General features: G+C 68.7%; 22 protein-coding genes. 9 read left to right on the forward strand and 13 right to left on the reverse strand.

Annotation, left to right across the window (positions count from 1 at the left end):
• Positions 1 to 3: 3 nt before the first annotated feature.
• Positions 4 to 876: an SDR family oxidoreductase gene (locus SK803_RS07680; protein ID WP_319965091.1), complete on the reverse strand. Its 873-nt coding sequence runs from the start codon at positions 874 to 876 to the stop codon at positions 4 to 6.
• Positions 876 to 1,601: an SDR family oxidoreductase gene (locus tag SK803_RS07685; RefSeq protein WP_319965092.1), complete on the reverse strand. Its 726-nt coding sequence runs from the start codon at positions 1,599 to 1,601 to the stop codon at positions 876 to 878. Before SK803_RS07685 ends, SK803_RS07680 begins: the two co-directional genes overlap by 1 nt.
• Positions 1,602 to 1,694: 93 nt before the next feature.
• Here SK803_RS07685 and SK803_RS07690 point away from each other — a divergent pair, with 93 nt between their 5' ends.
• Entirely contained in the window at positions 1,695 to 2,366 is a 672-nt protein-coding gene (locus tag SK803_RS07690) for a TetR/AcrR family transcriptional regulator (protein ID WP_319965093.1), read from the forward strand.
• On the opposite strand, the gene SK803_RS07695 is transcribed toward SK803_RS07690, so the two are convergent.
• Both SK803_RS07695 and SK803_RS07700 read right to left on the reverse strand, forming a co-directional pair.
• Positions 2,367 to 3,113: an NPP1 family protein gene (locus SK803_RS07695; RefSeq protein WP_319965094.1), complete on the reverse strand. Its 747-nt coding sequence runs from the start codon at positions 3,111 to 3,113 to the stop codon at positions 2,367 to 2,369.
• Between the two features lie 252 nt (positions 3,114 to 3,365).
• On the reverse strand, positions 3,366 to 4,187 hold the full coding sequence (locus tag SK803_RS07700) for a siderophore-interacting protein (protein WP_319965095.1): 822 nt from the start codon (positions 4,185 to 4,187) through the stop codon (positions 3,366 to 3,368).
• A 78-nt stretch (positions 4,188 to 4,265) separates the two neighbouring features.
• Between SK803_RS07700 and SK803_RS07705 the strand changes: the two genes are divergently transcribed.
• On the forward strand, positions 4,266 to 4,745 hold the full coding sequence (locus SK803_RS07705; protein WP_319965096.1) for a hypothetical protein: 480 nt from the start codon (positions 4,266 to 4,268) through the stop codon (positions 4,743 to 4,745).
• Between the two features lie 85 nt (positions 4,746 to 4,830).
• Positions 4,831 to 6,276 (forward strand): argininosuccinate synthase, encoded by a 1,446-nt coding sequence (argG, locus tag SK803_RS07710; protein ID WP_319965097.1) that lies wholly within the window; start codon positions 4,831 to 4,833, stop codon positions 6,274 to 6,276.
• A 45-nt stretch (positions 6,277 to 6,321) separates the two neighbouring features.
• On the opposite strand, the gene SK803_RS07715 is transcribed toward argG, so the two are convergent.
• Entirely contained in the window at positions 6,322 to 6,789 is a 468-nt protein-coding gene (locus tag SK803_RS07715; protein ID WP_319965098.1) for a hypothetical protein, read from the reverse strand.
• A 69-nt stretch (positions 6,790 to 6,858) separates the two neighbouring features.
• Here SK803_RS07715 and SK803_RS07720 point away from each other — a divergent pair, with 69 nt between their 5' ends.
• The gene (locus SK803_RS07720) at positions 6,859 to 7,587 is read left to right on the forward strand and encodes a DUF1963 domain-containing protein (RefSeq protein ID WP_319965099.1); all 729 of its coding nucleotides are present in this window, start codon (positions 6,859 to 6,861) and stop codon (positions 7,585 to 7,587) included.
• Positions 7,580 to 8,410, forward strand: a complete 831-nt coding sequence (locus tag SK803_RS07725; protein ID WP_319965100.1) for a phosphotransferase — start codon at positions 7,580 to 7,582, stop codon at positions 8,408 to 8,410. The genes SK803_RS07720 and SK803_RS07725 overlap by 8 nt, the downstream gene beginning before the upstream one ends.
• Here the strand turns inward: SK803_RS07725 and SK803_RS07730 are convergent.
• A complete protein-coding gene (locus SK803_RS07730; RefSeq protein ID WP_319965101.1) occupies positions 8,364 to 8,900 on the reverse strand; it encodes a hypothetical protein in 537 nt (178 codons plus the stop codon). The genes SK803_RS07725 and SK803_RS07730 overlap by 47 nt on opposite strands.
• Between SK803_RS07730 and SK803_RS07735 the strand changes: the two genes are divergently transcribed.
• The gene (locus SK803_RS07735; protein ID WP_319965103.1) at positions 8,881 to 9,927 is read left to right on the forward strand and encodes a PucR family transcriptional regulator; all 1,047 of its coding nucleotides are present in this window, start codon (positions 8,881 to 8,883) and stop codon (positions 9,925 to 9,927) included. The genes SK803_RS07730 and SK803_RS07735 overlap by 20 nt on opposite strands.
• On the opposite strand, the gene SK803_RS07740 is transcribed toward SK803_RS07735, so the two are convergent.
• Together SK803_RS07740 and SK803_RS07745 are read right to left on the reverse strand one after the other, a co-directional pair.
• Entirely contained in the window at positions 9,920 to 11,524 is a 1,605-nt protein-coding gene (locus SK803_RS07740) for a long-chain fatty acid--CoA ligase (RefSeq protein WP_319965104.1), read from the reverse strand. The two genes, SK803_RS07735 and SK803_RS07740, sit on opposite strands and share 8 nt — an antisense overlap.
• An 80-nt stretch (positions 11,525 to 11,604) precedes the next feature.
• Positions 11,605 to 12,453 carry a LysR family transcriptional regulator gene (locus SK803_RS07745; protein ID WP_319965105.1) on the reverse strand — a complete coding sequence of 283 codons (849 nt, stop codon included), beginning with the start codon at positions 12,451 to 12,453 and terminating at the stop codon, positions 11,605 to 11,607.
• Positions 12,454 to 12,522: 69 nt separating this feature from the next.
• On the opposite strand from SK803_RS07745, the gene SK803_RS07750 reads away from it, so the two are divergent.
• The 3 genes from SK803_RS07750 (at position 12,523) to SK803_RS07760 (ending at position 16,478) form a co-directional block, all read left to right on the forward strand.
• The gene (locus SK803_RS07750; RefSeq protein WP_319965106.1) at positions 12,523 to 13,383 is read left to right on the forward strand and encodes an EamA family transporter; all 861 of its coding nucleotides are present in this window, start codon (positions 12,523 to 12,525) and stop codon (positions 13,381 to 13,383) included.
• Between the two features lie 25 nt (positions 13,384 to 13,408).
• Positions 13,409 to 15,409, forward strand: coding sequence for a neutral/alkaline ceramidase (locus tag SK803_RS07755; RefSeq protein ID WP_319965107.1), 2,001 nt, complete (start codon positions 13,409 to 13,411; stop codon positions 15,407 to 15,409).
• A 133-nt stretch (positions 15,410 to 15,542) separates the two neighbouring features.
• Entirely contained in the window at positions 15,543 to 16,478 is a 936-nt protein-coding gene (locus SK803_RS07760) for an alpha/beta hydrolase (protein WP_319965108.1), read from the forward strand.
• Positions 16,479 to 16,481: 3 nt separating this feature from the next.
• Here SK803_RS07760 and SK803_RS07765 read toward each other — a convergent pair whose 3' ends face one another.
• From SK803_RS07765 to SK803_RS07785, 5 genes are all read right to left on the reverse strand, one after another.
• On the reverse strand, positions 16,482 to 17,309 hold the full coding sequence (locus SK803_RS07765) for an MBL fold metallo-hydrolase (RefSeq protein WP_319965109.1): 828 nt from the start codon (positions 17,307 to 17,309) through the stop codon (positions 16,482 to 16,484).
• Between the two features lie 46 nt (positions 17,310 to 17,355).
• Positions 17,356 to 17,757, reverse strand: coding sequence for a hypothetical protein (locus tag SK803_RS07770; RefSeq protein WP_319965110.1), 402 nt, complete (start codon positions 17,755 to 17,757; stop codon positions 17,356 to 17,358).
• A gap of 4 nt (positions 17,758 to 17,761) precedes the next feature.
• Positions 17,762 to 18,613, reverse strand: coding sequence for a universal stress protein (locus SK803_RS07775; protein ID WP_319965111.1), 852 nt, complete (start codon positions 18,611 to 18,613; stop codon positions 17,762 to 17,764).
• Between the two features lie 62 nt (positions 18,614 to 18,675).
• Entirely contained in the window at positions 18,676 to 21,990 is a 3,315-nt protein-coding gene (locus SK803_RS07780) for a CARDB domain-containing protein (protein WP_319965112.1), read from the reverse strand.
• A 52-nt stretch (positions 21,991 to 22,042) separates the two neighbouring features.
• Positions 22,043 to 25,780 (reverse strand): discoidin domain-containing protein, encoded by a 3,738-nt coding sequence (locus SK803_RS07785; protein ID WP_319965113.1) that lies wholly within the window; start codon positions 25,778 to 25,780, stop codon positions 22,043 to 22,045.
• Positions 25,781 to 25,888: the final 108 nt, after the last annotated feature.

Raw genomic sequence — 25,888 nt, forward strand, 5'->3', positions numbered from 1 at the left:
CGATCAGATCAGGTCGGCCAGCTCCACCCGCCGCAGGAACTCGCTCCGCACCCGGTCCGCCACCGCGTTCACGACCTCCGCGCCGTCGGACGAAGGATCGATGTGGACCCGGAACGGCGGCTTCGAAGCGCCCACCACCGAGACGATCGCGTCGGCGACAGCGGTAACAGAAGCCCACGAAGGTTCCAGCTCGGCCAGGCGAGCGCCCACCTGGTCCATCAGGCCGGGGTAGAACTCCTCGTACGCCGTGGCGACGTCCTCATCGGCGGGGGAGCCGCTGTGCGCGAAGTGGTTGGTGCCGTGGGTGAACGCGCCCGGCACGACGATCGTGGTCTCGATGCCGAACCGCAGCAGTTCGGCGCGGTACGACACGGCTACCGCGTCCATCGCCGCCTTGGCCGCGAAGTACGGCGCCAGGTACGGAGGAGTGCCGCCACGCGTGGAGCTGGAACCCACCCACACGACGTGGCCGGAGTGCTGGCTCCGCAGGAACGGCAGCGCGGCGCGGTTGACCCGTTGTGTGCCAAGGACGTTGATGTCGTAGAGAGCGGCATACTGCTCCGGTGTGAACGCCTCGGCCGGGCCGGTGACCATGTGGCCGGCGTTGTGCACCACCACGTCCAGGCGGCCCTGCTCGGAAATGATCAGCTGAACAGCCGCGTCTGCCGACTCCTGGGACTGCACGTCGAGCTCCACGGCGTGCACGTCGACGCCGTTCTCGGCACCGAACGCGCCGAGGTCGGCGACTGCGGGAGCGTTGCGGCCCAACGTTTCCCGCATGCCCGCGTAGACGGTGTGGCCCGCGCGAGCCAGGGAACGAACCGCGAGAGCGCCGAAACCGCTGGACGCCCCGGTGACCACGATGACCTTGCCCATCAGATGATGCCTCCGTTCGCACGAATGGTCTGGCCGTTGACCCAGCGGGCGGGGCCGGCCAGGAAGGAGATGACCTCGGAGATGTCCTCGGGCGTGCCGATGCGCTCGAGCGGCGCCGCTTTGGCGAGGTTGTCGATCGTCGCCTCGTCCTTGCCGTCCAGGAACAGCGCTGTGGCGGTGGGGCCGGGGGCTACGACGTTCACGGTGATGTCGCGGCCGCGCAGCTCGCGGGCCAGGACCAGGGTCAGCGCCTCGACGCCGCCCTTGGACATGGCGTAGGCGCCGTACTGGGGGAACCGCAGGCCCACGACCGACGACGAGACGTTGACGATCGCGCCTCCGTTGCGCAACCGGCGTGCGGCCTGCTGGGCCACGACGAAGGTGCCACGGGCGTTGGTGCGCATGATGCGGTCGAAGACTTCGAGGTCCATGTCCGCGACCGTGCCCAACGGCATGATGCCCGCCGAGTTCACGACGACGTCGACGCCGCCAAAGGTCTCGGTCGCCAGGTCGAACGCGGCCGAGAGAGCCACCTCGTCGGCCACGTCGGCCTGGGCGGCGATGGCCTGTCCACCGGTCGCCTTGATCTCCTCGACGGCCTTGTCGGCCTCTGTCTTGTTGCTGGCGTAGACGATGACGACGGCCATTCCGTCGGCGGCGAGGCGCTCGGCGGCTGCCCGCCCGATACCCCTCGATCCGCCGGTGACGATCGCAACGCGAGTCATTTCGGTACTCCTAGCTGGTGTTTCCGTCGCTAACACAATCAACGTATCACCGGTATCGAATCGGCGCTACCCCAGATGTGTTATCGTCGTTACATGGACACGAGAGAGCGTCTGGTGAAGGCTGCGGCCGACCTGCTGATCGAGGGCGGCAAGGAAGCCGTCTCCACGCGCGCGGTGGCAACGGCCGCGGGTGTGCAGGCGCCGACGCTCTACCGGTTGTTCGGGGACAAGGACGGCCTGCTGGACGCCGTCGCGGCCTTCGGCTTCTCGGACTACCTCGCGACCAAGCACGCGATGGGCGCCAGCGACAACCCGGTCGACGACCTGCGTCGCGGGTGGGAACTGCACATCGGGTTCGGCCTGGCGCGGCCCGCGTTCTACCTGCTGATGTACGGCGAGCCGCGCAAGCGTGCGGCGCGGCTGGAGGCGGACGCGATGCTCCGCGAGATCATCAGCCGCATCGCGACGGCGGGACGGTTGACGGTCCCGGTCGAACAGGCGGCGCAGTTCGTGCACGCGGCGGGCATGGGCGTCGTGCTGTCGCTGATCGCGACGCCGGAGCAGGACCGCGACCTGGAGCTGATCACGTTCTCCCGGGAACAGGTGATCAGGGCGATCACGACGGACGCCTCACCGGACGAGCCGACGGACATCCCGAGCCGTGCGATCGCACTCCGGGAGGCACTGGAAGAGGACCCGCCCCTGATGCTGTCTCCAGCGGAACGGGCCCTCCTGGCCGAGTGGCTTGATCGCGTGGCTAAGTGACTACGCGTTCGGGTCGAACGGGATCCCGGCCGGCTTGGCCTGGCCGAGGTTGTAGTTGAACGCGCTGTCCTTGATGCCGAGACCGGCACTGCCGAAGTTCGCGTTCACCAGGATGTCGCGCACCCCGGCCGGGAACCGGTCCCAGCTGACCAGGTCCGGGTACTGGTAGACCCCGTAGTGGTTCTCCGCCTGCTCGTTGTAGCCCGCGAGCCGGAAGCAGTGCGTGCTGGCGCCGTCCTTGTGGTAGATGATCTTCGCGTGGGTGCCTTCCCACTGCACCTTGTCACGCGAGTAGGTGCTGTACTTGCCGTGCGCCGACGTCGAGACGTACTGGGCGACGTCGTTCTGCACCCAGATCACCACGTGCTCGATGTCGTGGCGGTGGCCGCAGCAGTCCCAGCCCGGCACGGCCTGGTCCTTCTCGAAGTACAGGTCGTACAGGTAGGCACACCAGCCGTTGTTGCACTTGGAGCGGCTGTAGGAGTTCGTGTTGTCCAGATCGGACCGGTCGTGGCAGTTGCCGTTCAGCGCGCCCGAGTTCTTCAGGCCCGGTGCCACCTGCCCGGTCGGCGAGATCGCCGGGGTCGGGTAGCAGCCGTCACCGTCGTAGTCGAACGCCGGCTGCCACTTGCCGTCGGCCTCCGCGTAGTTGGCAGGGATGGCTTGAGGCGGGTCGGCGAGCGCGATGCCGGGGAGCAGCGCGGTGATCAGGAGCGCTCCGGCGAGCGCGGGTAGGAGTTTCCTCAACAGAGGCCTCGATTCCGGGGGAGCAGGGGAAACGGAGAGGCGTGCGAGGCAGAAGGTGGTACATGAACCACCTTCACGTCTAGGTAGTTGGCCAAATCTTTGCCGTACCGGGAATTTGACAACCCCGCGACGGAATCGATCACGTCCCGGGGTCGCGCTCTCATCAGCCCAGCTGAGCCCTCGTGCGGGGGTCGTCGCAACCGGATTTCGCAACGCGGGCTCCACCTCCGCGTAACCGCGAGTTCTGAGGCTTCACATCCGGGCGGAGCCGACTTTCCAGTAGCCGCTGAACATGATCGCCTTCCGGTCCACCCCGCGGTCCTTCACCAGATGCCGCCGCACCCCGGTCGCGAGCCCGGACTCACCGCAGGCCCACCCGTACTCCACAGTGGACAGAGCCTTGTCCTGGATCGCCCTCACCACCGCGGAACCGGGTTCGTCGGTACCGCGGAACACCCACTCCGCGTCGAGGTCGATCCGGTACGACTCGTCCGGCACCTCGACGAAGACGTGCATCGGCCGCGTCTCCACCTCGAGGATCGCGGAGAGCGCCGGCAACGCGGTCTCGTCAGCCACCAGCAGCACGGCGCCGGACGACGGCGGCCGATAGGCAGAGCCGCCCGCCCGGAAGCCCGCCTTGTCGCCCGCGATGGCACGCCGGGTCCAGCGCGTGCCGGGGCCCGCGTCGCCGTGCACCACGAAGTCGACGTCGATCTCGGCGGCGTCGGGCCGGTGTGCGCGGATCGTGTACCAGCGCAGATCAGGTCGGTCGTCCTCGGGCATGGCGCGCAACGAGGAGCGGACGTTGATGCGGTCGTCGGCCGGCATGACGAGTTCGCGGCCGGTCGCCATCAGCAGGCCGAAGTACTCGTCGGGGCCCGTTAGTGCGAACGAGGCGAGTTCCGGCGCGTGGAAGGTGATCCGGCGCATGTGCTCGCTGAGCTCGGTCACCGCCGTGACGGTCATGACGAACTGGTCGAAGACCTCGCGGCGGTTCGCGGGGGCCATCAGCAGTTCGGCGGCCTTGGTGGCGGCCTTGAGCGTGAACCTGTCGAGGGCGGAGTAGCGCGACATGCCGAGCAACCTACACCTTTGGTTAGCCTTACCTAAGCCCTCAGGCGAAATCGGCCGGCCGGATGCACACTGCGTGACATGTTTCCCAGGACCGCGCGGGAACGGTGGTGGTGCGCCGAGCCTGAGCAGAAGAACCGCAGCCAGGCGATCGGCCTGCGGCTCGCCATCGCCTATCACGAGAAGGACGCCGAGAGCGTCGAGCGGCTGCTGCCCGCGGACGACGACGAGATCGGACTCGTGATGGGCTCGCTGGAGAACGGGCTGCTCGCGCTCAACCAGATCTACCCGCCCGGCCCGCCGGACGAGGTCTGGGAACGCGTCACCCCGATCATCGACGCCGCCGCACCCAAGGGTGTCGCACCGCGCACACGGGCGATGCTCGCGGCGATGTCGCACGCCATGTACAACGCCACGCTCGGTGAGGTCTACGAGCGCAAGGAGCAGGATCCGTACACGGGTGCCCACTTGTTCGCCGCGATCACGGCGATGCGGGCGAGCGAGCGGGAGGGCAGCGTCGAGCGGATGCAGGCCAAGGCCGACGAACTCGACCCTTCGTAGCGTCTACCTGCGACGACACGGTTGAGGTGCAACTAACAGCCACCCCGACGTGCATGCCCATACATCGTCGTGCATAATTCTCAACGTGTCCAAGGTGCTCACTTCACTTCCCGCCGGCGAACGCGTCGGCATCGCCTTCTCCGGTGGTCTCGACACCTCTGTCGCGGTCGCGTGGATGCGTGAGAAGGGCGCTGTGCCCTGCACGTACACCGCGGACATCGGTCAGTACGACGAGCCGGAGATCGAGACGGTCCCCGGTCGCGCCGGCACGTACGGTGCCGAGATCGCGCGGCTCGTCGACTGCCGCGCGGCGCTCGTCGAGGAGGGGCTCGCGGCGCTGGCCTGCGGCGCGTTCCACATCCGTTCCGGCGGCCGCGCGTACTTCAACACGACCCCGCTCGGGCGCGCGGTCACGGGCACCATGCTCGTGCGCGCCATGCTCGACGACGACGTCCAGATCTGGGGCGACGGCTCCACCTACAAGGGCAACGACATCGAGCGGTTCTACCGCTACGGCCTGCTCGCGAACCCGTCGCTGCGGATCTACAAGCCGTGGCTCGACGCGGCGTTCGTGACCGAGCTCGGTGGCCGCAAGGAGATGTCCGAGTGGCTGCAGGAGCGTGACCTCCCGTACCGCTCCAGCACCGAGAAGGCCTACTCGACCGACGCGAACATCTGGGGCGCGACGCACGAGGCCAAGTCGCTCGAGCTGCTCAACGAGGGCATCGAGATCGTCGAGCCGATCATGGGCGTCAAGTTCTGGGACCCGTCGGTCGAGATCGCGACCGAGGACGTGACCATCGGTTTCGACCAGGGCCGCCCGACCACGATCAACGGCAAGGAGTTCGGCGACGCCGTCGACCTCGTGCTGGAGGCGAACGCCATCGGTGGCCGCCACGGTCTCGGCATGTCCGACCAGATCGAGAACCGCATCATCGAGGCCAAGAGCCGCGGCATCTACGAGGCGCCCGGCATGGCGTTGCTCTACATCGCCTACGACCGCCTCGTGAACGCGATCCACAACGAGGACACCGTCGCCCAGTACCACAGCGAAGGCCGCAAGCTGGGCCGGCTGCTGTACGAGGGCCGCTGGCTCGACCCGCAGTCGCTGATGATCCGCGAGTCGCTGCAGCGCTGGGTCGGCTCCGCGGTCACCGGCGAGGTCACGCTGCGGCTGCGCAGGGGCGACGACTACTCGATCCTCGACACGGCGGGCCCGGCGTTCAGCTACCACCCGGACAAGCTGTCGATGGAGCGCACCGAGGACTCGGCGTTCGGCCCGGTCGACCGCATCGGCCAGCTCACGATGCGCAACCTCGACATCGCGGACTCGCGCGCCAAGCTGGAGCTCTTCGCGGGCCTCGGCATGGTCGGCACCCGCCAGTCGGCGCTCATCTCGGCCCAGGTCGAGCCGACGCAGCTGATCGGCGAGGTGCCCGACGGCGGCGCGGAGGCCATCGCCTCGCGCGGTGAGGTGTCGGCGGCCGACGAGCTGCTCGACTCGGCGGCCATGGAGTCGGGAACGGACTGAACCCGGCGGGTGGGCGGGGTGATCACCTCGCCCACCCGGTCCGCGTCAGGTCTGCGGCCACATCGAGTAGACGACGTTCTCCCCGTCGGCGCACACGACCTGGGGCATGATGCCCTCGGTGACCTGGTTGCACGACAGCGATCCGATCTCGACCGGTGGCAAGCCCTGCTTCGGTTCCTGGCGTCCGGCGTAGTAGTCGAACAGCACCGCCGCGGCCTGGTCGCAGTTCAGCCTCCCCTGCGGGGTCTCCACCACGACTGCCAGCATCGGTTTGCCGAGGGCGCCGGTGAAGGGCCGATCGCAGAACTGCGAGGGCAGGCTCTCGTACTGCTCGGGCGGCACCCCGTTCAGGGCTGTGGTCCTCGTGGTGGCCGACGGCTGAGCGGTCTCCTCCTGACCGGTTGGCGGAGCAGTGGACGACGCGGTGCCCGATCCGGAACCGGAGCCGGTGATCTCCGAGGAGCAGCCCGCCGCGAGTACGGCGAGGAACACAGGCGCGATCAAGAACCTCATGCCTGCGGGTCGTCTCCTGCTTCGCCATCGTTACCCCGGTCCAGATGCCCGACGGCTAGTCTTGCGCTCGTGTCGATCAAGGCGGAGTGGGCGCGGCCCGCTGTACTGCTGAACCCGCTCGAGGGCGAACCGACGGACGCCGACAGCCACATCGGCGGCCCGATGCTGTGGCCGATCGACGAGCCGTGGCCGTGGTGCGACGGCAGCCGGCACGACCCGCGGTCGCCAGGCGTCCCCGGCCAGGACATCGCCGATGTGGGCATGCCGTTCGTCGGCGCGGTGCAGCTGTACCAGCGCGACTTCCCGGAGCTGCCGTTCCCCGACGGAACCGACGTGCTCCAGGTGTTCCTGTGCACCCTGCACCACGACCTCGACGACATCTACGGCCCGGACGTGCGCCTGGTGTGGCGTGACTCCGCCAAGGTGGTCGAGCTGATCGAGGAGGAACCGGAGCCGCCGGTCCAGGAGGAGATCTACACCCCCACGATCAACGTGCTCGAGCCGATCCGCTTCACCGAGTACGCGCACTCGTACGACCGCCCGGAACACCTGCGCGACGCGGACTGGCCCGAGACGTCGAGCGGCACGAAGATCGGCGGCTGGACGTGCTGGTGGCAGACCGGCCCGATGGAGTTCCAGTGCCGGGAGTGCGGCACGGCCCAACGGCAGATGCTGTCGCTCGGCACCAGCGAACCGTCCGGTGACAACGTCGAGTGGTCGTTCGGGCGGGACGGGAACCTGAACATCTTCACGTGCCCTCAGGACGTGCACCACCCGGTCACGCTGCACATTGACTGACCTGAACGAGCTGGCCGCCGAGCTCGGTCTGTGCCCCGTCGAGTTCGCCGACACCGGCGCGGACTTCCTGGTGCTGCACGCGGAAGACGACGACGGCGCACGGTGGATCCTGCGCGCACCTCGCCGTGAGTGGCCGTCGAAGCGCATGGGGGCGGAACGGGCCCTGCTCGACCTCATCGCGGATCGGCTGCCGGTGGCGGTGCCGCGATGGCTGCCGGAGGTCGAGCACGTCGCGGTCTACCGCACGCTGCCCGGCGCCGTCTCCGACCCGCCGCCCGAGCGGTACTTCGAGGACATCGCACGGTTTCTCGCCGTGCTGCACGCCATCCCGCAGGACGAGGCCGCGCGGACCGGCATCGACGTGCGCGAGCCGGACGCGATCCGCGAGACCATCGCGGGCAAGATCCACCGTGCCCGCGCCGAGCTGGGCCTGTCGGACGCGTTGTGGCACCACTGGCAGGAGTGGCTCGCCGACGACGAACCGTGGCCGCCGCGGTCGGTGCTCGTGCACGCCGACATCAAGCCGGCGAACACGTTGGTGGACAACGGAAGGCTGTCCGGCGTCATCGACTGGACGGACTCGCTGGTGGGCGATCCCGGCGCCGACTTCCGCAGGCTCGTCGCGCGGTTCGGGCGGCTCGACGAACTGCTCGACGCCTACGCGCGGCACGGCGGTGTCACCTGGCCCGGAATGCGGCGGCACATCGAGGAACGCGTCCGGATGGCGCCGGTCGACACCGGGCTGTACGGCATCGTCTCGGGCCAGGACCACTACGTCAGGACCGCTTTGGAACGGCTAGCGCAAGTCCGCCCAGCAGGATGAGCAGGATTCCGGCGAACCACGTCATCACCGTGGTGGGAGCGAGGAACCGGGTGGCGAGACCGATCGACAGCGACGGCACGCTCAACCCGAGGTAGGCGATGAAGAACAGGCCCGCCAACGCCTCCCCGCGCTTCGCCGGTGCCGCCATCGCCGCGACCGCGCCGATCGACGCCTTGAACTGCACGCCCGCGCCCACACCGGCGATCGCGCCGCCGACGAGGAACAGCGCGAAGCTCGTCGCGTACATCCCTGCCACCACGAGCAGCACGCCGATCGCTTGTGCGCCAAGGCCGATCGTCCGCAAAGCGCTCAACGGAAGGCCGCCCAGCACGGTCTGTGCGACTGCGGCGCCGCCGAACACGATGAAGACCACCAGGCCGGCGAGCAGGCGGGACGGGTGGTGCAGCTCACCCGCCACGAAGCCCGGTGAGACGGAACGGGCGCAGGCGATCCACGAGACCCTGACGGGCGTGGTGCTGGAGGGAGGCACGCCGGACGACGTCGCGCAGCTCCTCGCCGGTCAGCTCGGCGGGAGCGTGACCGTGCTCGACAGGGCCGCCGGACATCACTCCGGCCGCGTCACGACCTCGGTCGACGCCGAGGGAGTCGCGCACAGCGTGGCTCCGATCCGGGCGGGTGACAGCTACCTCGGCGCGTTGTCGTGGAGTCGCGAAGCGGTGCAGGGCCGCGGTGTCTCGGACGACATGGACCTGCGCACACTCGAACGGGCCACGCACATCCTCGGCCTGCTGATCCTCAAGGAACGCGCCGTCGCCGACGCGAGCGAACGGCTCAGCGGCGAACTGCTGACCGAGCTGATGGTCGGCAGCCCCGGAATCAGCCCGTCCCAGCGCTCACGCGCCCAGGCCCGTCAGATCGACGCCGACCGGCTGAACCTGGTCCTCGTCGCGGACTCGCCGGCGTCCTCCACCGACCTCGTGCGCCACCTGCACGACATCGCCAGGGACCGTTCCGGACTGGCGGGCGAGCACCTCGGCCGGGCCACGATGATCGTGCCCAGCGCGGACCACGACCACACCGTCGAGGAGGTCCACCGACGGCTGCGGCGCGCGTCGGGCGCTCCCGTCATCGTCGTGGGGGAGCGGGCGGTCAACCACGACTGGTCGCGCGCGTTCACCCTGGCCGGCCGGTGCGGCGCGGTCATGCGGGCGCTCGGGCACACCGATCGCGGCGTCACGACAGGCAGGTACGCCCTCTACGCGTTGATCTTCGACGTGGACCGGGCCGCCGAACTCGACCGCTTCCTCGACACCTCCGTGGGTCCGCTCGTCGACTACGACCAACGGCGCGGTACCGATCTCGTCGGAACCCTCGGCGCCTACTACGACCACCGTGCGAACGTCGCGGCGACCGCACGCGCGTTGCACGTGCACGTCAACACGCTCCTCAAGCGACTGGACCGGGTCAGCGACGTCCTCGGTGCCGACTGGCGCACCGAGAACGACCTGGGGCTCCAACTCGGGCTTCAGCTGTACCGGTTGCGAAACCTCACGTAGTGGCGCGCAGGGCGCTCTTCGACAGCTTCCCGGTGCCCGTCTTGGGCAGCGCGGCCCTGAAGATGACCTCGTCGGGCAACCACCAGACGGCGACCATCGGCGTGATGTGCCGCAGGAGTTCCTCACCCGTCGCGGCGCTGCCGTCGCGCAGGACGACGTAGGCGACGGGACGTTCCACCCACCGCGGGTCCGGGCGGGCGACCACGGCGACCTCGACCACGTCGGCGTGCGAGGCGATGGCGCTCTCCAGTTCGACCGAGGAGATCCACTCGCCACCGGACTTGATCAGGTCCTTCATCCGGTCCACGAGCCGCAGGTAGCCGTCGGCGTCGATGGTGGCGAGGTCGCCGGTTCGCAGCCAGCCGTCGGCGGTGAAGCTGTCACCGGAGTCCACGAGGAAGTAGGCACTCGACACCCAGGGGCCCGCCACCTGGAGCTCTCCGACCGCTTTGCCGTCGCGCGGCAGCTCCGCGCCGGTCTCGACGTCGGCGATCCGCAGGCGCACGAGCGGCAGCGGCTGGCCCTGGGAGGCGCGCACCGCCACCTGTTCCTGCGTTGTCGCGTCCCGGTGCCGGGTGCGGGTGCCGCCGATCGTCCCGACCGGACTGATCTCCGTCATTCCCCAGGAATGCGTGATGGGCACGCCGAGCGCGTCGCGGTAGGCCTCGGACAGCGCAGGGGCGATCGCGGAGCCGCCGCCGAGCAGGAACCGCGTGGCGCTCAGGTCGTGCGACCGCAGTCCGGGAACCAGGCTCGTCCACACCGTCGGCACGGCACCGGCGACGGTGACCCGTTCGGTCTCCATCAACCGCAGCAGGTGGGCCGGATCCGAAGAAGGACCGGGGAGGACCAGTGAGGCGCCTGTCATCATCGCGCCGTAGGGGAGACCCCAGGCGTTGGCGTGGAACATGGGCACGATCGGCATCACGACGTCGCTCTCGCACAGGCCGATGAACCCGGCCGCGAGCGTTCCCAGGCAGTGCAGGATCGTCGAACGATGGCTGTAGAGCACGCCCTTGGGTGGCCCGGTCGTCCCGGACGTGTAGCAGAGCCCGGCGGCCAGGTTCTCGTCCGCGAGCGTGAACGAGTCCTCGAACGAGCCCTCGAGCGGATCGGCTCCCGCGACCAGTTCGTCGTAGTCCAGGACGCGGGGATCGGCCGGGATCACCGCGTCGCTGCCGTCGGGCAGCACCACCCAGTGCCGCACCTTCCGCATGCGGTCGGCGCTGGGCCAGATCCGCGGCAGCAGCGCCCGATCGACGAACACCACGTCGTCCTCGGCGTGGTTCACGATGTACTCGAGGTGCTCCGCCGAAAGCCGGATGTTGATCGAGTGCAGCACCCGCTTCGTGATCGGCACCGCGAGGTACAGCTCAAGATGACGCCGCGTGTTGCTGGCGAACGTGCCGACGCGGGCGCCGGCCGGGACGCCGAGGGAGTTCAGCGCCGTGGCGAGGCGCCGGGTCTGCTCGGCCACCTCGGCGTACGTGACCCGCTCTGTTCCGGCCGTGACGACCAGCTTGTGCGCGTGGAGACGCTCGGCCCGCTCCAGGATGTGCGCGATGGTGAGCGGCCGAGGTTGCATCAGCCCGTCCATGAGAAGTCACCCTAAGTGCGCATTCCGGCGGACAAGAGGGGAGAACCTTCCACTCATTCGCCTGTCCTGGCAGCGACTTCTCACACTCGACAGGCGTCGCACGCCAGGGTGATCAGGTCGGTCAGGTGCTGCGGCGGCTGGTCCTTCCACCACGCCAGCCACACCGGGATCGGCGGCGCGTCCACCACCGCTCGATACGCCACACCCGGCCGTGGGTTCAGGCTCGCGGTGGCCTCGGACGTCATGCCCACGGCCTGCCCGGCGGCGATCAACGTCAGCCACTCGTCGACGCTGTGCGTGTTGCGCACGACCGCGGGTGCCTTGCCCGGCTGCCACAGGTCCAAAGTGGTCGTTCCGGTCCGGTCGTCGACCGCGATGCCGTACCGCGCCAGGTCCGCCAGCTTCAGCGAACGCTTGCGTGCCAACGGGTTGTCCGTCGCGACGACGCCGTAGCGCCGTTCGGTGCCGAGCAACGCCGTCTCGAACCGCGGATCGTCGAGGGCCTTCCGCACGACCGCGACGTCGGCGGTGCCCTCGGCGAGCCCCGCGGTCAGCGAGTTCGACTGGACGAACACCAGCGGCAGGCCGGGATGTGCCGCGGCCCAGGCCTTCTGCACGCGCCGGGTGTGCTTGCCCAGCGCCGACCAGGCATAACCGATCCGCAGCTCCGTCGACGACTGCGACGCGATCCGGTGCAGGTGCGCGACCTCGTCCAGCACCCGCCGCGCCCCGGCGAGCACCTGGGTGCCGGTCGACGTCAGCGCGACGTGCCGGGTCGAGCGTTGCAGCAGCCGCACACCCAGCGATGCCTCCAGCGCGGCGATCGCGCGGGACACCGACGCCTGGGTGAGGTCGAGTTCCCTTGCCGCGTCGGTGAACGTGCCCGCGTCGACCACCGCGACGAACGCTCGGAGCTGCCGCAGATCCATGCGCCCAGCGTATAGGTGACACGGCTCATGCATTTCCCGCATCGATGCCGCGACCGCAGGCTGAGCGGCATGAAGAGCATCGGTGGATTCGCGACGATGACCGCGAGCGCGGCCAGCAACCAGCTCGGCGCCGCCGTGGGCGCCCACGCGTTCGCCACGATCGGCCCGGCCGGTGTCGTGGCGGTGCGCCAGTTCGTGGCGGCCGCCGTGCTGCTCCCGATGGCTCGGCCGGACCTGCGAAGATTCACCTGGGCGCAGTGGTGGCCGACGATCGCGCTCGGCCTGGTGTTCGCCACCATGAACCTCAGTCTCTACCTGGCGATCGACCGCATCGGCCTCGGTCTCGCCGTCACGCTGGAGGTGCTCGGGCCGCTCGGCGTCGCGCTGGCCGGTTCGCGCACCCGTCAGGACTTCCTGTTCGTGCTGATCGCGGCGGCCGGTGTGTACGTGCTGGTGCTGCCCGGCCCGAGCAGCGACTACCTCGGGGTCGGGCTCGGCCTGCTCGCGGCGGGCTGCTGGGCCGCGTACATCCTGCTCAACCGCCTGGTCGGGGCCCGGTTGCCCGGTCTGCAGGCGCCCGCCGTCGCGACCGCGATGTCGGCGACGCTGTACGTCCCGGTCGCGGTGCTGCTGGTGGTGCAGGGGAAGCTGACCGGGGTGTCGATCCTCTACGCGGTCGGCGCGGGCGTGTTCTGCAGCGTCGTGCCCTACGCGGTCGACGTGATCGCGCTCAGGAAGGTGCCCGCGCGCCTGTTCGGGCTGGCGATGAGCGTGCACCCGGTGCTGGCGGCGCTGGCGGGGCTCGTGGTGCTGGGGGAGACGCTCGAACTCCACCATTGGGCTGGAATCTTGCTCGTCGTCACCGCCAACGCACTCGCGGTGACTTGCTCGAAGTGGTCTGGATCACCTACCGTTCAACCTGAAATGTGAATCCCATTCACTTAGCGGGGTGCTCATGCGGACCAAAGTCTTGACGGTCGTCGCCGCACTGACCGGTGCGGTGCTGGTCAGCGGCCCGTTCGCGTGGGCGGAACCCGAGCCCTACCTCGTCGGCCGGGGCATCTCCGACGTCACCGGCCCGGCCGCCGAGAACGGCATGATGGGCTACTCCAAGTTCGACCAGAAGACGACGGGCATCTCCCAGCGGCTGCGGTCGCGGGCGTACGTCGTGGTCGACCGGACCACCGGCAAACGGGTCGCGTACGTCAACGCCGACCTCGCGATGATCTTCCGCGCGGTGCAGGAGGGCGTGCTCGGCAAGCTCCAGGCCAAGTACGGCAACACCTACACGCGCGAGAACCTGCTGCTGTCCGCCACGCACACGCACTCCGGGCCCGGCGGCCAGTCGCACAACCTCGCCTACAACCTGTCGATCCTCGGCATGCAGCCGCAGGCGCTCGCGGCCGTGGTCGACGGCATCGCCGAGTCGGTCGTCGAGGCGCACGAGGACCTCAAGCCCGGTTCGATCAGCCTCGGGTTCGGCGAGCTCACGAACGCGTCGGTGAACCGCTCGCGCGTCGCGTTCGACAAGAACCCGGACAAGGGCGCGTTCCCCGCCGGGATCGACCCGCAGATGACCGTGCTGAAGTTCAAGCAGTCCGGTGACGACGTCGGCGCGATCAGCTGGTTCGCCACGCACAACACGTCGATCACCAATGCGAACACGCTGATCAGCCCGGACAACAAGGGTTACGCGGCGTACCAGTGGGAGCACGACGACGAAGGTGTGCGGTACCTGGACAACACCGCGGGCTTCGTGGCGGCGTTCCCGAACACCAACGCCGGCGACATGTCGCCGAACCTCAACCTCAAGCCCGGTTCCGGCCCCACCGAGAACGAGTGGGAGAACACGCGGATCATCGGCGAGCGCCAGAACCGCAAGGCGCAGGAGGTCTACCACGGCCCGCAGGCCGCGGTGTCCGGTGGCGTCGACTCGCGGATGCGGTTCGTGGACATGTCGACCGTGCAGGTCGACGGCCGCTTCACCTCGAACGGTCAGCCCGGCTCCACGTGCTCTGGAGTCGTTGGTGCGTCGACGATCGCGGGCAGCGTCGAGGACGGCCCGGCGATCCCCGGCTTCTCCGAGGGCATGCAGTCGCCGTGGAAGAAGCTGTTCGAGCCGTTGCAGATGGAGGTTCCGCAGTGGTTGCGGGACTGCCAGTTCCCCAAGGCCTCTTTGGTGCCAACGGGTCTGATCGGCGCGACGCCGAACATCGTGCCGCTGCAGCTCGTCCGCATCGGCCAGCTGCACCTCGTCGCGATGCCGGGTGAGGTCACGATCACCGCGGGTCTGCGCATCCGCAAGGCGGTGGCTGCCGAGCTGGGTGTGCCGCTGCAGAACGTGCTGATCCAGGGCTATGCCAACGACTACAGCCAGTACGTCACCACTCCGGAGGAGTACGACTCGCAGCAGTACGAGGGCGGCTCGACGCTGTTCGGCCGCAACACCACACCTGCGTACCAGCAGGAGTTCGGCAAGCTCGCGGCGTCGATGAAGGCCGGTTCCACTTTGCCCGCCGGCCCGAACCCGGGCAAGCCGCCGTTCACCGACATCAACCTGCAGACCGGTGTCGTGCTCGACGACAAGCCCGCGGACAAGAAGTACGGCGACGTCCTGATCGCGCCGAAGCCGTCCTATGGGCGCGGCGAGACCGTGACGTCCGTGTTCGTCACCGGGCACCCGAAGAACAACCTGCACCGCAACCACACGTTCCTCGAAGTGCAGCGACAGGTGAACGGCCAGTGGGTGCGCGTCGCCGACGACGGTGACTGGTCCACGCGCTACAAGTGGGAACGGGTCGGCATCGCGTTCTCGAACGCCACGATCACCTGGCAGATCCCGGCGGACACGCCCGCCGGCACCTACCGGATCGTGCACCACGGCGACGAGAAGAGCGGCTGGACCGGCAAGATCACCGGCTTCACCGGTGCGACCACGGGCTTCACGGTCGCCTGAGCGACGTGAGCGTTCGGCCCCCGTCGGATTCGGCGGGGGCCGAACATATTCCCGGTCGCGATGAGGCGACAGTTACGTTGTGCACGATTTAATCGTGCAATAGCTTTATGGCATCCGATCCGAAGGAGCAGCCATGAAGCGCCCAGTCCTCGAGCCCGCCGCCGCCGAGTTCGCCGCCGCCACCGCCCAGCCGCCGTTCCTGTTCGAGATCGCCCCGGAAGAGGGCCGCAAGGCCGTCGACGAGGTGCAGTCGGGTTCCGTCGAGAAGCCCGAGGTCGACGAGCAGTGGGTGGAGCTGGACGGCTTCAAGGTCCGCGTGATCAAGCCTGCCGGTGTCGCGGGCGAGCTCCCCGTCGTCCTCTACATCCACGGCGCCGGCTGGGTGTTCGGCAACGCCCACACCCACGACCGCCTGGTCCGCGAACTCGCGGTCGGCGCGGGCGCGGCGGTCGTGTTCCCGGACTACTCGCTCTCGCCGGAGGCCCGCTACCCGGTCGCGATCAACCAGAACTACGCCACCGCCCAGTGGATCCAGAGCGACGGCGCCGCGTACGGCCTCGACGCCTCCCGCGTCGCGGTCGCCGGTGACTCGGTCGGCGGCAACATGGCGGCGGCGTTGACGTTGCAGGCCAAGGAACGCGGCGACGTCGCGCTGTTGGCCCAGGTGCTGTTCTACCCGGTGACCGACGCCTCCTTCGACACCGACTCGTACCTGCAGTTCGCCGAGGGCTACTTCCTGCGGCGCGACGGCATGCAGTGGTTCTGGGACCAGTACACGACGAACCCGCTGGAGCGCGCCGAGATCACCGCGTCCCCGTTGCGCGCCACGACCGAACAGCTCGCGGGTCTGCCGCAGGCACTGGTGATCACCGCCGAGGCCGACGTGCTGCGCGACGAGGGCGAGGCCTACGCGGACAAGCTGCGCGAGGCTGGCGTGCCCGTCACCGCCGTCCGGTACGCGGGGGTCATCCACGACTTCGTGATGCTCAACGCGCTGCGCGGCACGCACGCCGCCGAGGCCGCGATCAACCAGGCCGCGGCGTTCCTGCGCAAGGCCCTGACGAGCTGACCGTCACCCGAGGTGGTCGTTCGCTCCGCTGACCCAGGCGATGTAGCGGTCGGCGGAGCGGCGCACCGCACCCTTGGCGTCGACCAGCACCGAGCCGCCCAGCAGTGAGTACAGGCGTTCGAACGGATGCGGTTCGAGCCGGTCGACGATCCGCCGCACCAGCCCGGCGGACAGCGGGATCCGGTTCGGATAGCTCCGCATGAACGTCACCCAGCCCGTGTCCGGCACCGGCACGATGGTGTCCCCGACGAGCAGGGTGCCCTTTCCGTCAGAGCCGGCGGCGACGTGGGCGACCGCGGCGCCGGGGAAGTGCCCGCCCGCTTCGACCAGGGTGATGCCGGGCAGCACCTCCTCGACGCCTGACCACTCACCGATCACCGGGTCCTCCCGCCGCACCCACCGCCGGTCGGCGGCGTGCACCAGGACCGGGACGTTGCCGAGCCGGTGACTGAGGCTCACCTGCGAGCCGTACATGTGCGGATGGCTCGCCACGATCACCGCGGCACCGCCCAGTTCGGTGATCTTGTCGAGCAACGGCTGGTCGACGTGGTTGGGCGGGTCCCACAGCAGGTTGCCGTGCGGCGTCTGAACCACGAACGTCCACTGGCCGATGCCGAACTCGGGTTCCCGGTGCAGCCGGTGGACGCCCGGCTCGACCTCCTGGTGCACCAGTTCGTGACCGTCAGCGGCCAGTTCGTCCAGCGTCGTCCACACCTGGCCGGACTCGGGCACGTATTGCCGTTCGTCGGCGCAGATCTCGCAGACACCCGCCGGGGGTTGGGCGCTGTCGGGGTGTTCGACCCCGCACGTCCCGCAGATCCAGATCGTCATGATCCAAGTCTTCAACCTCCAGCGAGGTCGAGGTCAAGCACATCGCTCAGGGGTTGATCCGCAGCGTCTTCTGGACGGTGAACGGCGTGCCCTGCTGGCAGGTGGTCATCGCCCCCGGCTCGGCCCGTCCCGTCACCTCGATCTCGGCGCCGGCCACCGCGATCGCGGGGTCGGCGCCGAGCAGCAGGTACTGCGCGGTGCCGGTGTTCAGGACGAGACAGCCCAACTCGACGCCGGCGGACACTGTTCCCCGCACGGTCATTCCCGGCTCCAACGCCCGTGACGGCGTCGTGGTCAGCGGCGCGGACGAGGGCGGCAGCGGAGCCGGGATGCTCGGTGTGGACGTGTCGGAGGTCGGAGTGCTCGATCCCGGTGTCAGCGGTGGCGGGTTCTGAGCTCCGCAGGCCGACAGCACCAAGCACATCACCAGCACGGGCAAGCCGCGCATGACGTCACCTCCGATGGACCACGGCGACCGGGCACGGCGCGTGGTGGAGCACAGCGTGGCTCACTGAACCCAGAATTGCACGCTTCACCGCGCCACGGCCGTGGCTGCCCACGGCAACGAGCGCGGCGCCATCGGCCGCCTGGAGCAACGCCCGTGCGGGTGCGTTGAACGCGACTTCCTGCGCCACGTGCACCTCGGGGTGGCGGGCGACGTGGGGCGCCAGCTGTTCTTCGAGCAGTTTCGCGAGGTCCGCGCGGACGTGGTCGACGTCCCCCTCCGGCAGTTCGGCCCAGGCGACGTCGTTGAAAGCGTGGACGGCGAGCAGTTCGCGTCCGTGCCGCGCGGCGAACGCGAAGGCGAACTCGATGGCGTCCGTGGAAGTCTCGGAGCCGTCGATGCCCACGACGACACGACCGTCCACGGGCCCAGAGCGCGTGACGACGACTGGACGTCCGCCGATCGACACGAGTTCGGCGGCGGTGGAGCCGAGGACCATCTCGGCGATGCCGGTGCGGCCCGACGAACCGAGCACGAGCAGGTCGCCGGGTTCCGCGGCGAGCACGTCGACGGCGCGGCCGAGTCGCACGTTCGTGGTGACCTGGAGATCCGGCCAGCCCTGCCTGATCTCGGCCGCGAGCTCGGCCAGGTGGTCCTCGGCGGCCTTGCTCATCGTCTCCTCGGTGACGAACTCCGGGATCGGGGTGGACATGGGGGTGAAGACGGGCTCGGGCAGCGGCGCGCGAACGGCGTGCACGACCTGCAGGTCCGATCCGCAGCGTGAGGCCTCTTCCGCGCCCCAGAACGCGGCTCGCTTGGCGAGATCGGAACCGTCGAACCCGACCACGACAGTGGACATGAGAAACCACCTCCAGCCAGGGCATACCCAGCTGGAGGTGGCTTCAAATGTGACCTACCGATCTAGTTGATGACGAACTGCGTCCCCGGCTCCCTGACGATGTCGCCGTCGGCGGAGTTGGTGATCGTGACGTTCGTCAGCCGCGCCGAACCCCTGGCCTGGGCCATCGCCAGGATGCCCGCGCCGTTGTTCGACCTGTCGATGCGCACGTTGGTGATCTGCACGTCCGGCATGCCGCTGCCGCCGCCCTTGAACTGGATCCCGTCGAAGGTGGAGTCGAGGATCTCGGTGTCGCGGATGACGACACCGGGGATCGCCAGGTTCTGGGAGAACAGCGTGATGGCGCCGAACTCCTGCGCCTCACCCCAGAACGCGCCACCGGTGCGGTAGAGGGCGTTGTTGGCGAGCAACGTCGTGCCCCCGAACGGCAACGGGTCGTGGTCGGTCGCCAGCATGATGCCCGGGTAGTTGGCCGTGTCGGAGATGATGTTGTTCTCCGCGCGGTTGTTCGAACCTCCGTAGATCGCGATTCCGTTGGCGCGCCACGGCAACGCGATGGTGTTGTTGAGGAACGCGTTGCCGCTGCCGACATCCACGTTCTGGTCCTTCACGTACTTCGACGCCCACACCGCCAGCGCGTCGTCGCCCGTGGTGCGGAACGACGAGTTGAACACCGTGGAGTTGCGCGTGCCGTTGGTGAAGTTGATGCCGTCGGCATAGGTGTCGCGGATGCGCATGCCGTTGAACTGCAGGCCGTCGCCGGGATTCCAGCGATCCGGCAGGTTGGTGTAGTCGCGGCCGACCCAGACACCGACGTTGGCGTGCTCGATCCACACGTTGGAGATCTTCGTGTTCTTGCCGAACCGCCCGTTGAGGCCGACGCCACCCTCCGCGCCGCCGTCACCGCCGCGGATCCGGCCGGAGCCGAAGATCGCGATGTCGGAGATCTGCGTGTTGTCGTCGATGTCGAACCCGAAGTTGCCCTCGTGCGGGTGGTTGATCGTGTCGGCGTCCTGCGGCTGGATCAGCGAGAACAGCTGCGAGTGCCACATGCCGGCGCCGCGGATCGCGACGTTGCGGATGCCGACCTGGTTGTCCCCGCCGCTGTTGAACACGGTCAGGATCTTCTTCTCCTGGCGGAACTTGCCCTCCGGGATCCAGACGCAGGGGATCTCCCCGTTCTGGTCGGCCGTCACGGCACGCTGCAGGGCGTCCGTGTCGTCCGTCTGGTCGTTGGGCGTGGCCCCGTACTGCGTGATGGACGCGCACTCGGCGGGCTTCTGCGCGGCCGGCGCGACCTGCTCCAGGTCGATCAGGTCGATGACGTAGAACTGCGCGCTGTCACCGGCGTCGCGCTGGAGCTTGAACCGGGTACCGGCCGGGTAGGAGTTCGCGAGCAGCTGTGAGGTCTCGTCGAACAACCTGCGGGCGTCGCCACCCGGCCGGTTCGTGAGGCCCTCGGGGTCGTCGGTGGTGCCGTAGAGCCAGCTGTGGCGTGACGACAGGGTCAGCTTCTGCACGAACTGGTCGTTCGCGTACAGGCTGATCGTCGCCTCCTGGCCACCGCCCGCGGCGGCGTCCGGGATCGAGTTGCGGACGACGATCGAGTTCGTGCTGACCGTCGAGGTGACCTCGACGAACTGGCCCTGGCTGTCGAGGCGCACCGACTTGCGGCCCGAGGACTCGGAGCCGAAGTTGGTGTGCCCGAACGTGCGCTTCGCGTCGGCCTGCAGCAGCGTGCCCTGGTAGCGGCCGCTTTCGGCTTCGTAGCTGGTGAACGGAACCGAGGCGCCGCGTCCGACCACAATGGACTGGGTCGCGGTGTTGTTGGTCTCGTTGGTCTCCGCGACCTGACCGGTCGCGTCGGCGGTCGCGGTGGCCGTGGCCCCACCGTTCGTGGCGGTCCACGTGCCGACGTTGACCGTCACGGTCTGGCCGGCGTTGATGGCGGAGGTGTTGGCGGTCAACGTGCTGCCGCCGACGGCCACGCGCGTCACCGAAGCGCCTGCCGCCGACGTGCCGCGGTTGTTGACCTGCACCGCGAACGTCACCTGCTGGCCTGCCGCCGGCGACGACGGGTTCGGCGTGATGCCGGTGATCTGCAGGTCCGGTCCGGGCGCCTGGCCGACGACCAGGGGAGTGCCGGAGGTGAAGGTGTTGTTGCCCTCGTTGGTCTCCGCGACCTGGTTGGCCGGGTCCACCGCGGCCGCGGCCGCGTAGGACCCGGCACCCCGCCGACCCGCGTCGACGCTGACGCCGGCGGTGGCTCCAGGAGCGAGCCCGGCGACCTGTGCGGTGCCCGCGACGGTGCCGCCGAGCGTGACGTTGACGGTCGTCGCGCCGGACGCCACGGTGCCACCGTTGCGCACGGTGGCGGTGAGCCGGATCGCGTCCGCCTCGCTCGGGCTGGCCGGCGTCCACGTCAGGTTCGTGACGGTCAGGTCAGGAGCCGGCGCGGCGGCACCGAACACCTCGAACTCGGCGACCTGGCCGCCGGGCGCGCCGGTGTTCGAGTAGAAGTGCAGCCGCACGTCCGCCGCGCGACCGCTCACCGGGATGGTGACGGTGTTGCCGGTGGCCGGGTCGAACCGGTAGTCCGCCCGTGCCTTCAGGGTCGCGAACGCCGTGGCGCTCGACTCCCGGCCCAGCACCTCGAAGTTCTGCGTGCGGGCACCCCACACGCCGTCCGGGTTGAGCTTGACGACGACCGAGGTCACGTCCGCGTTCGAGCCCAGCTTCGCGGTCAGGTGACCGGGGAAGCCGTTGGACTCCCAGTACGTGCCGGTGTTGCCGTCGACGGCGTTGCCGGGCACGAAGTCGTGCACGTGACCGGACTCCTCGACCGGCTTGCCCGCCGCGAGGTTGTCGCCGGTGGGCGGCGGGTCGACGGGCCCGGACTCGCCGTGCACCTCGAACTCGCTGAGCTGACCCGCGGGCCACGCGGTGTTCGCGGTGATCGTGACGCGCACGTACCTGACGCTGGTCGCCGCGAAGTCCAGCGTCACCGTGTTGTTCGAGCCTGGCGCGAACGTCCGCCCGCCGGAGCCCACGATGTCGGTGAACTGCGAACCGTTCGAACTCCCTTGCACGGCAAGGGTCTGCGTGCGCTGCTCCCAGTTCGAGGGCAGCCGCAGCACCACCTTGCTGACGTCCTTCGCGGCACCCAGATCGGCCTGGATCCACTGCGGGAACACGGCGTTCGTGCTCTCCCAGTAGCTGCCCTGGTTGCCGTCACCGGCGTTGCCGGCGCCGTACGGGCCGTTGCTGCTCGACGCGGTCAGGTTGGCCGACAGCCGGACGACTGCTGCTCCTGCCGTTGGGGTGAGACCGAAGAGGGCCAGTGCGGTGACGAGCGCAGGAATGAACGCAGCACTCACCGCACGCCTCAATAGCGTGTTTTTCATTGAATTGTCCTTCACGGCAGGGAAATCAGTTGATGTTGATCGTGAAAGTGGAGGTCGTGTTCCTGATGTCCTGGAAGTTGTTGCTGAACCGCAGGCCGTTGAACGTCACCGAACCCACGGCGGGACCCTGGCCCGGTTCGGGCATCTCGTTGGCCCACAGGCCGAACCCGGACTTGGCGTCGAACTGGTCGCCGCTCTTGCGCGCGCCCGAGATGCTCACGTTGGACAGCACCGTGTCCTGGAAGATGTTCTCGGCCGCACCGTTGTACTTGGTCTGGAACATGATTCCGCTGTACGTCGGATCGATGATCTCGACGTCACTCACCCGGATCCCGGTGTACTTCTTGGAAGCCGAGAACATCCAGATCGCGCCGAACGTCTGCGCGCCCCAGAAATGCCCACCGGAACGCACCAGCGTGAGCCCGCTGAACGTCGTCGGTTCCGGCCCGAAGTCCTCCATCGGATAGCCGAAGTCGAGCGAGCTGATCGTCACGGCGGAGTAGGTGAGCGTGTCCGCCACGTAGATGTTGCGGAACGTGTTGAGCTTGCCGCCGTAGACCGCGAGACCTGCCGCGCGCCAAGGAGTCGTCACCGAGAGGTTCTCGAAGACGTTGTTCTGCTGGCCGCTGCCACCGCTGTCGGTCGCGGCGAACAGCGCGAAGGCGTCGTCACCGGTCGAGCGGGCCTCGATGTTGGAGATCCGGTTGCCCGCTGAGCCGTTCGTCATGTTGAGGCCGTCCGCGTACATGTCGCGGATGCGGCTGTCCCTGATGACGTTGTTGTCGACGTTGTTGCCCCAGAACAGGCACATCATGTGCTCGACCCAGATGTTCTCGATGGTCATGTTCTGCACGCCGGCGAAGTTGAACACCTTGCCCGGCCCGTCGTTGCGCTGCGTGTAGTTGCCGAACACGGCGAACCCGCTGAACGTCGACCCGCTCGCGGACGACTGCGCGTCGAACCCGATGTCGGTGTTCTCCTGCGTGAGCGGGGCCTGGAACCTGGTGAACCAGGGCCCGGCGCCGATCACCCGGATCGCCTTGCCGTAGACGTTGAACTTCTGCTGCGTCTGGTAGGTGCCCGCGGGCAGGTAGACGCCGATCAGGTTGCCGGTCGTGTCCATCCGGACGCGGTCGAGCGCGTTCTGCACGTCCTGGTGGGAGAACCCGGCGGGCACGGCATAGCGTGCGGCGTCAGGATTTCCGGCCGCCGACACCTGTTCGAAGTTCACGAAGTCGATCGCGTAGTTCGTGGTGTTGGCCGCGTCCTTCTGCAGCTTGATCTTCGTGCCCGCCGGGAACGTCGAGTTGAGCATGACGTTCGCCTCGTCGTAGATGTGGCGCGGGCCGCCCGCTCCCGGCGAGTTGCCGGGGCTGGCTTCGTTGCCGTAGAGCCACATGTACTTCGACGTCAGGTCGATGGCCTTGTGGAACTGGCCGTTGACGTAGACGTTGAGGTTCGAGGTGATGCCACCGCCGCCCGAGCTGTCCGGGATCGAGAACCGGGTGACCAGGGTGTTCGTCGGTCCACTCGTCGTGAACTCGACCGACTGGCCGTTGCCGTTCAGCGTGACGGCACGGCGGCCGGACGCCTCACCGGCGAGGTCGCCGATCGTCCTGTTGGGACTGAGAACCTGCGCGCCACCACCGATCGTGGCGTCCTCGGCCTCGACGTGCTGCCACGGAACGCTGGCACCGCGGCCGATGAACAACGACTGCTCGCTGGTGTTGTTGCCCTGCTTGGCCGGGATCTCGTTGCCGTCGTTCGCGATCACCGTGCGGACCGTGTACCGGCCGTCGGCGGCCGGCCAGGTGCCGAGGTTGACCGCCGCGGACGTGGCACCGGCGTTGATCGTGCCGTTGTGGCTGCCGGTCAGCGTGCGAACGGTCTGGCCGCTGCTGTTGAGGATCGTGACCGTGATGCCGTGCGCCCCGGCGGCACTGTTGAGGGTGCCCTGGTTCTTGATCGCGACGGTGAACGTGGTGTTCTGGCCGTTGCTGGGGTTGCTCGGCGACCAGGTCGGCACCGCGACCAGGTCGGAACTCGGGACCGGCGTGACCACGAGCGCGTCCGGGTGCAGCCGCGAGTTGTTGGTCTCGTCCTGCTCCGCCACCTTCTTGGTCTCGTCGACCTTGGCGGTGTACTGGTACGAACCCTCCGGACGCGCCGGGATGGTGGTGCTGACGCCTCCTTGCGTACCCGCCGCGAGCGCGCCGACCTGAGCCGTGCCGACCGCGGTCGTGCCGAGGAAGAACGTCACGTCGGTGGCAACGCTGGCCGCTGTGCCCGCGTTGCGGACGGTGGCGTTCAGCGTGATCTGGTCGGTCTCGACCGGGCTGACCGGCGTGAACGACGTACCCGTGACGGTGAGGTCGGGGTTCGGGGCAGGGGTGCCGAACACCTGGATCTCCGCCACCTGGGCGCCGGGCGCGCCGGTGTTGGACGTGAACCGCAGCTGGACGTCGGCGACCCTGGCGGAGACGCCGATCGTGACGCTGTTGCCGCCGGCCGGATCCCAGCGGTAGTCGCGACCCGCGACGAGGCTCGTGAAGCCGGTGGCGTTCTGCTCGCGACCGAGGACCTCGACGTTCTGCGTGCGCGCGCCCCACACCGAGTCCGGGTTGAGCTTGACCGCGAGCGAGCTCAGGTCCGCGTTCGATCCCAGTTGGACGGTCAGCGTGCCGGGGAACCCGTTGGACTCCCAGTAGGTCTGCACGTTGCCGTCGTTGGCGTTGGCCGCGACGAAGTTGTGCACGTTGTGGTTCGCCGTGACGGGCTTGCCCTGGGCCAGGTTCGTACCGGTGGCACCCTCACGCGTCACCGAGTTGCTGGCGGGGGACTGGTTGCCCGCCGCGTCCTTCGCGATCACGTGGTAGGTCACTCGCAGCCCGTCGGGCTGGCTGTCGGTGTAGGTCGTACCGGTGACCGTGGTGCGCAGGCTGCCGTTGGCGAAGACGTCGTAGCCGGTGACGCCGACGTTGTCCGTGCTGGCGTTCCAGGTCAGCCTGATCTGCCCGGACTGCGGCTGCGTGAAGGCGAGGCCCGCCGGCGCGCTTGGTGCCTGCGTGTCACCCGTCGTGGGCCCGTGCACCTCGAACTCGCTGAGCTGACCAGCGGGCCACCCGGTGTTCCCGGTGATCCGCAGCCGTACGTACCGCGCGGTGGCGGCGGTGAAGTCGACGGTGACGGTGTTGCTCGCCGCCGGGTTGAACTCATAACCCTTGGCCGCCACCAGATCCGTGAAGTTCTGGCCGTCCGTGCTGCCCTGCACCGCGAACGTCTGGGTGCGTGCGCCCCAGTCCGCGGCCGGCAGCTTCAGCACGACCCGGTCGGCCCTGATCGCGGACCCGAGATCGGCCTGGATCCACTGCGGGAACGCGTTGTTCGCGCTCTCCCAGTACGTGCCCTGGTTGCCGTCACCCACGTTGTTGGGGGTGTAGCCCTGGTTGACACTGCTGGCGCTGTAGCTCGCCTGCAACTTGGCGCTGGCGGCGGCTTCCTGGACTTCCAGTTCGGCCGTGGTCCTGGTGGCGCGCACGTGCCGGGCGAGCGTCGGGTCGACCTGGAACGTCACCTTGCCGTTCTTGAAGGTGTGCGGCTGTTCCGCGACGAGTGTCGACCAGCCTCTGCCGTCGAGACTCGTCTGCACGGCGAACGTCTCCGTGCCGTCGCGGGACGCCTTGAGCGTGACCTGGCCGATGCGGGTCTGCTTCCGCAGGTCCACGCTGACCGCCGCGGCATGTGCGGCAGGGGAGACGGTCAACGTGGCCGCGGTGGTGATCAGTACGACTAAGGGGGCTAGCAGGGAGCGAGCGCGTGTCGTCGATGACATGGCGTGCTTGGCCCTTCTCGGTGGGGACGCGAGGGGGTG

This window comes from Lentzea miocenica, from assembly GCF_033949945.1.
GTDB lineage: Bacteria > Actinomycetota > Actinomycetes > Mycobacteriales > Pseudonocardiaceae > Lentzea > Lentzea miocenica.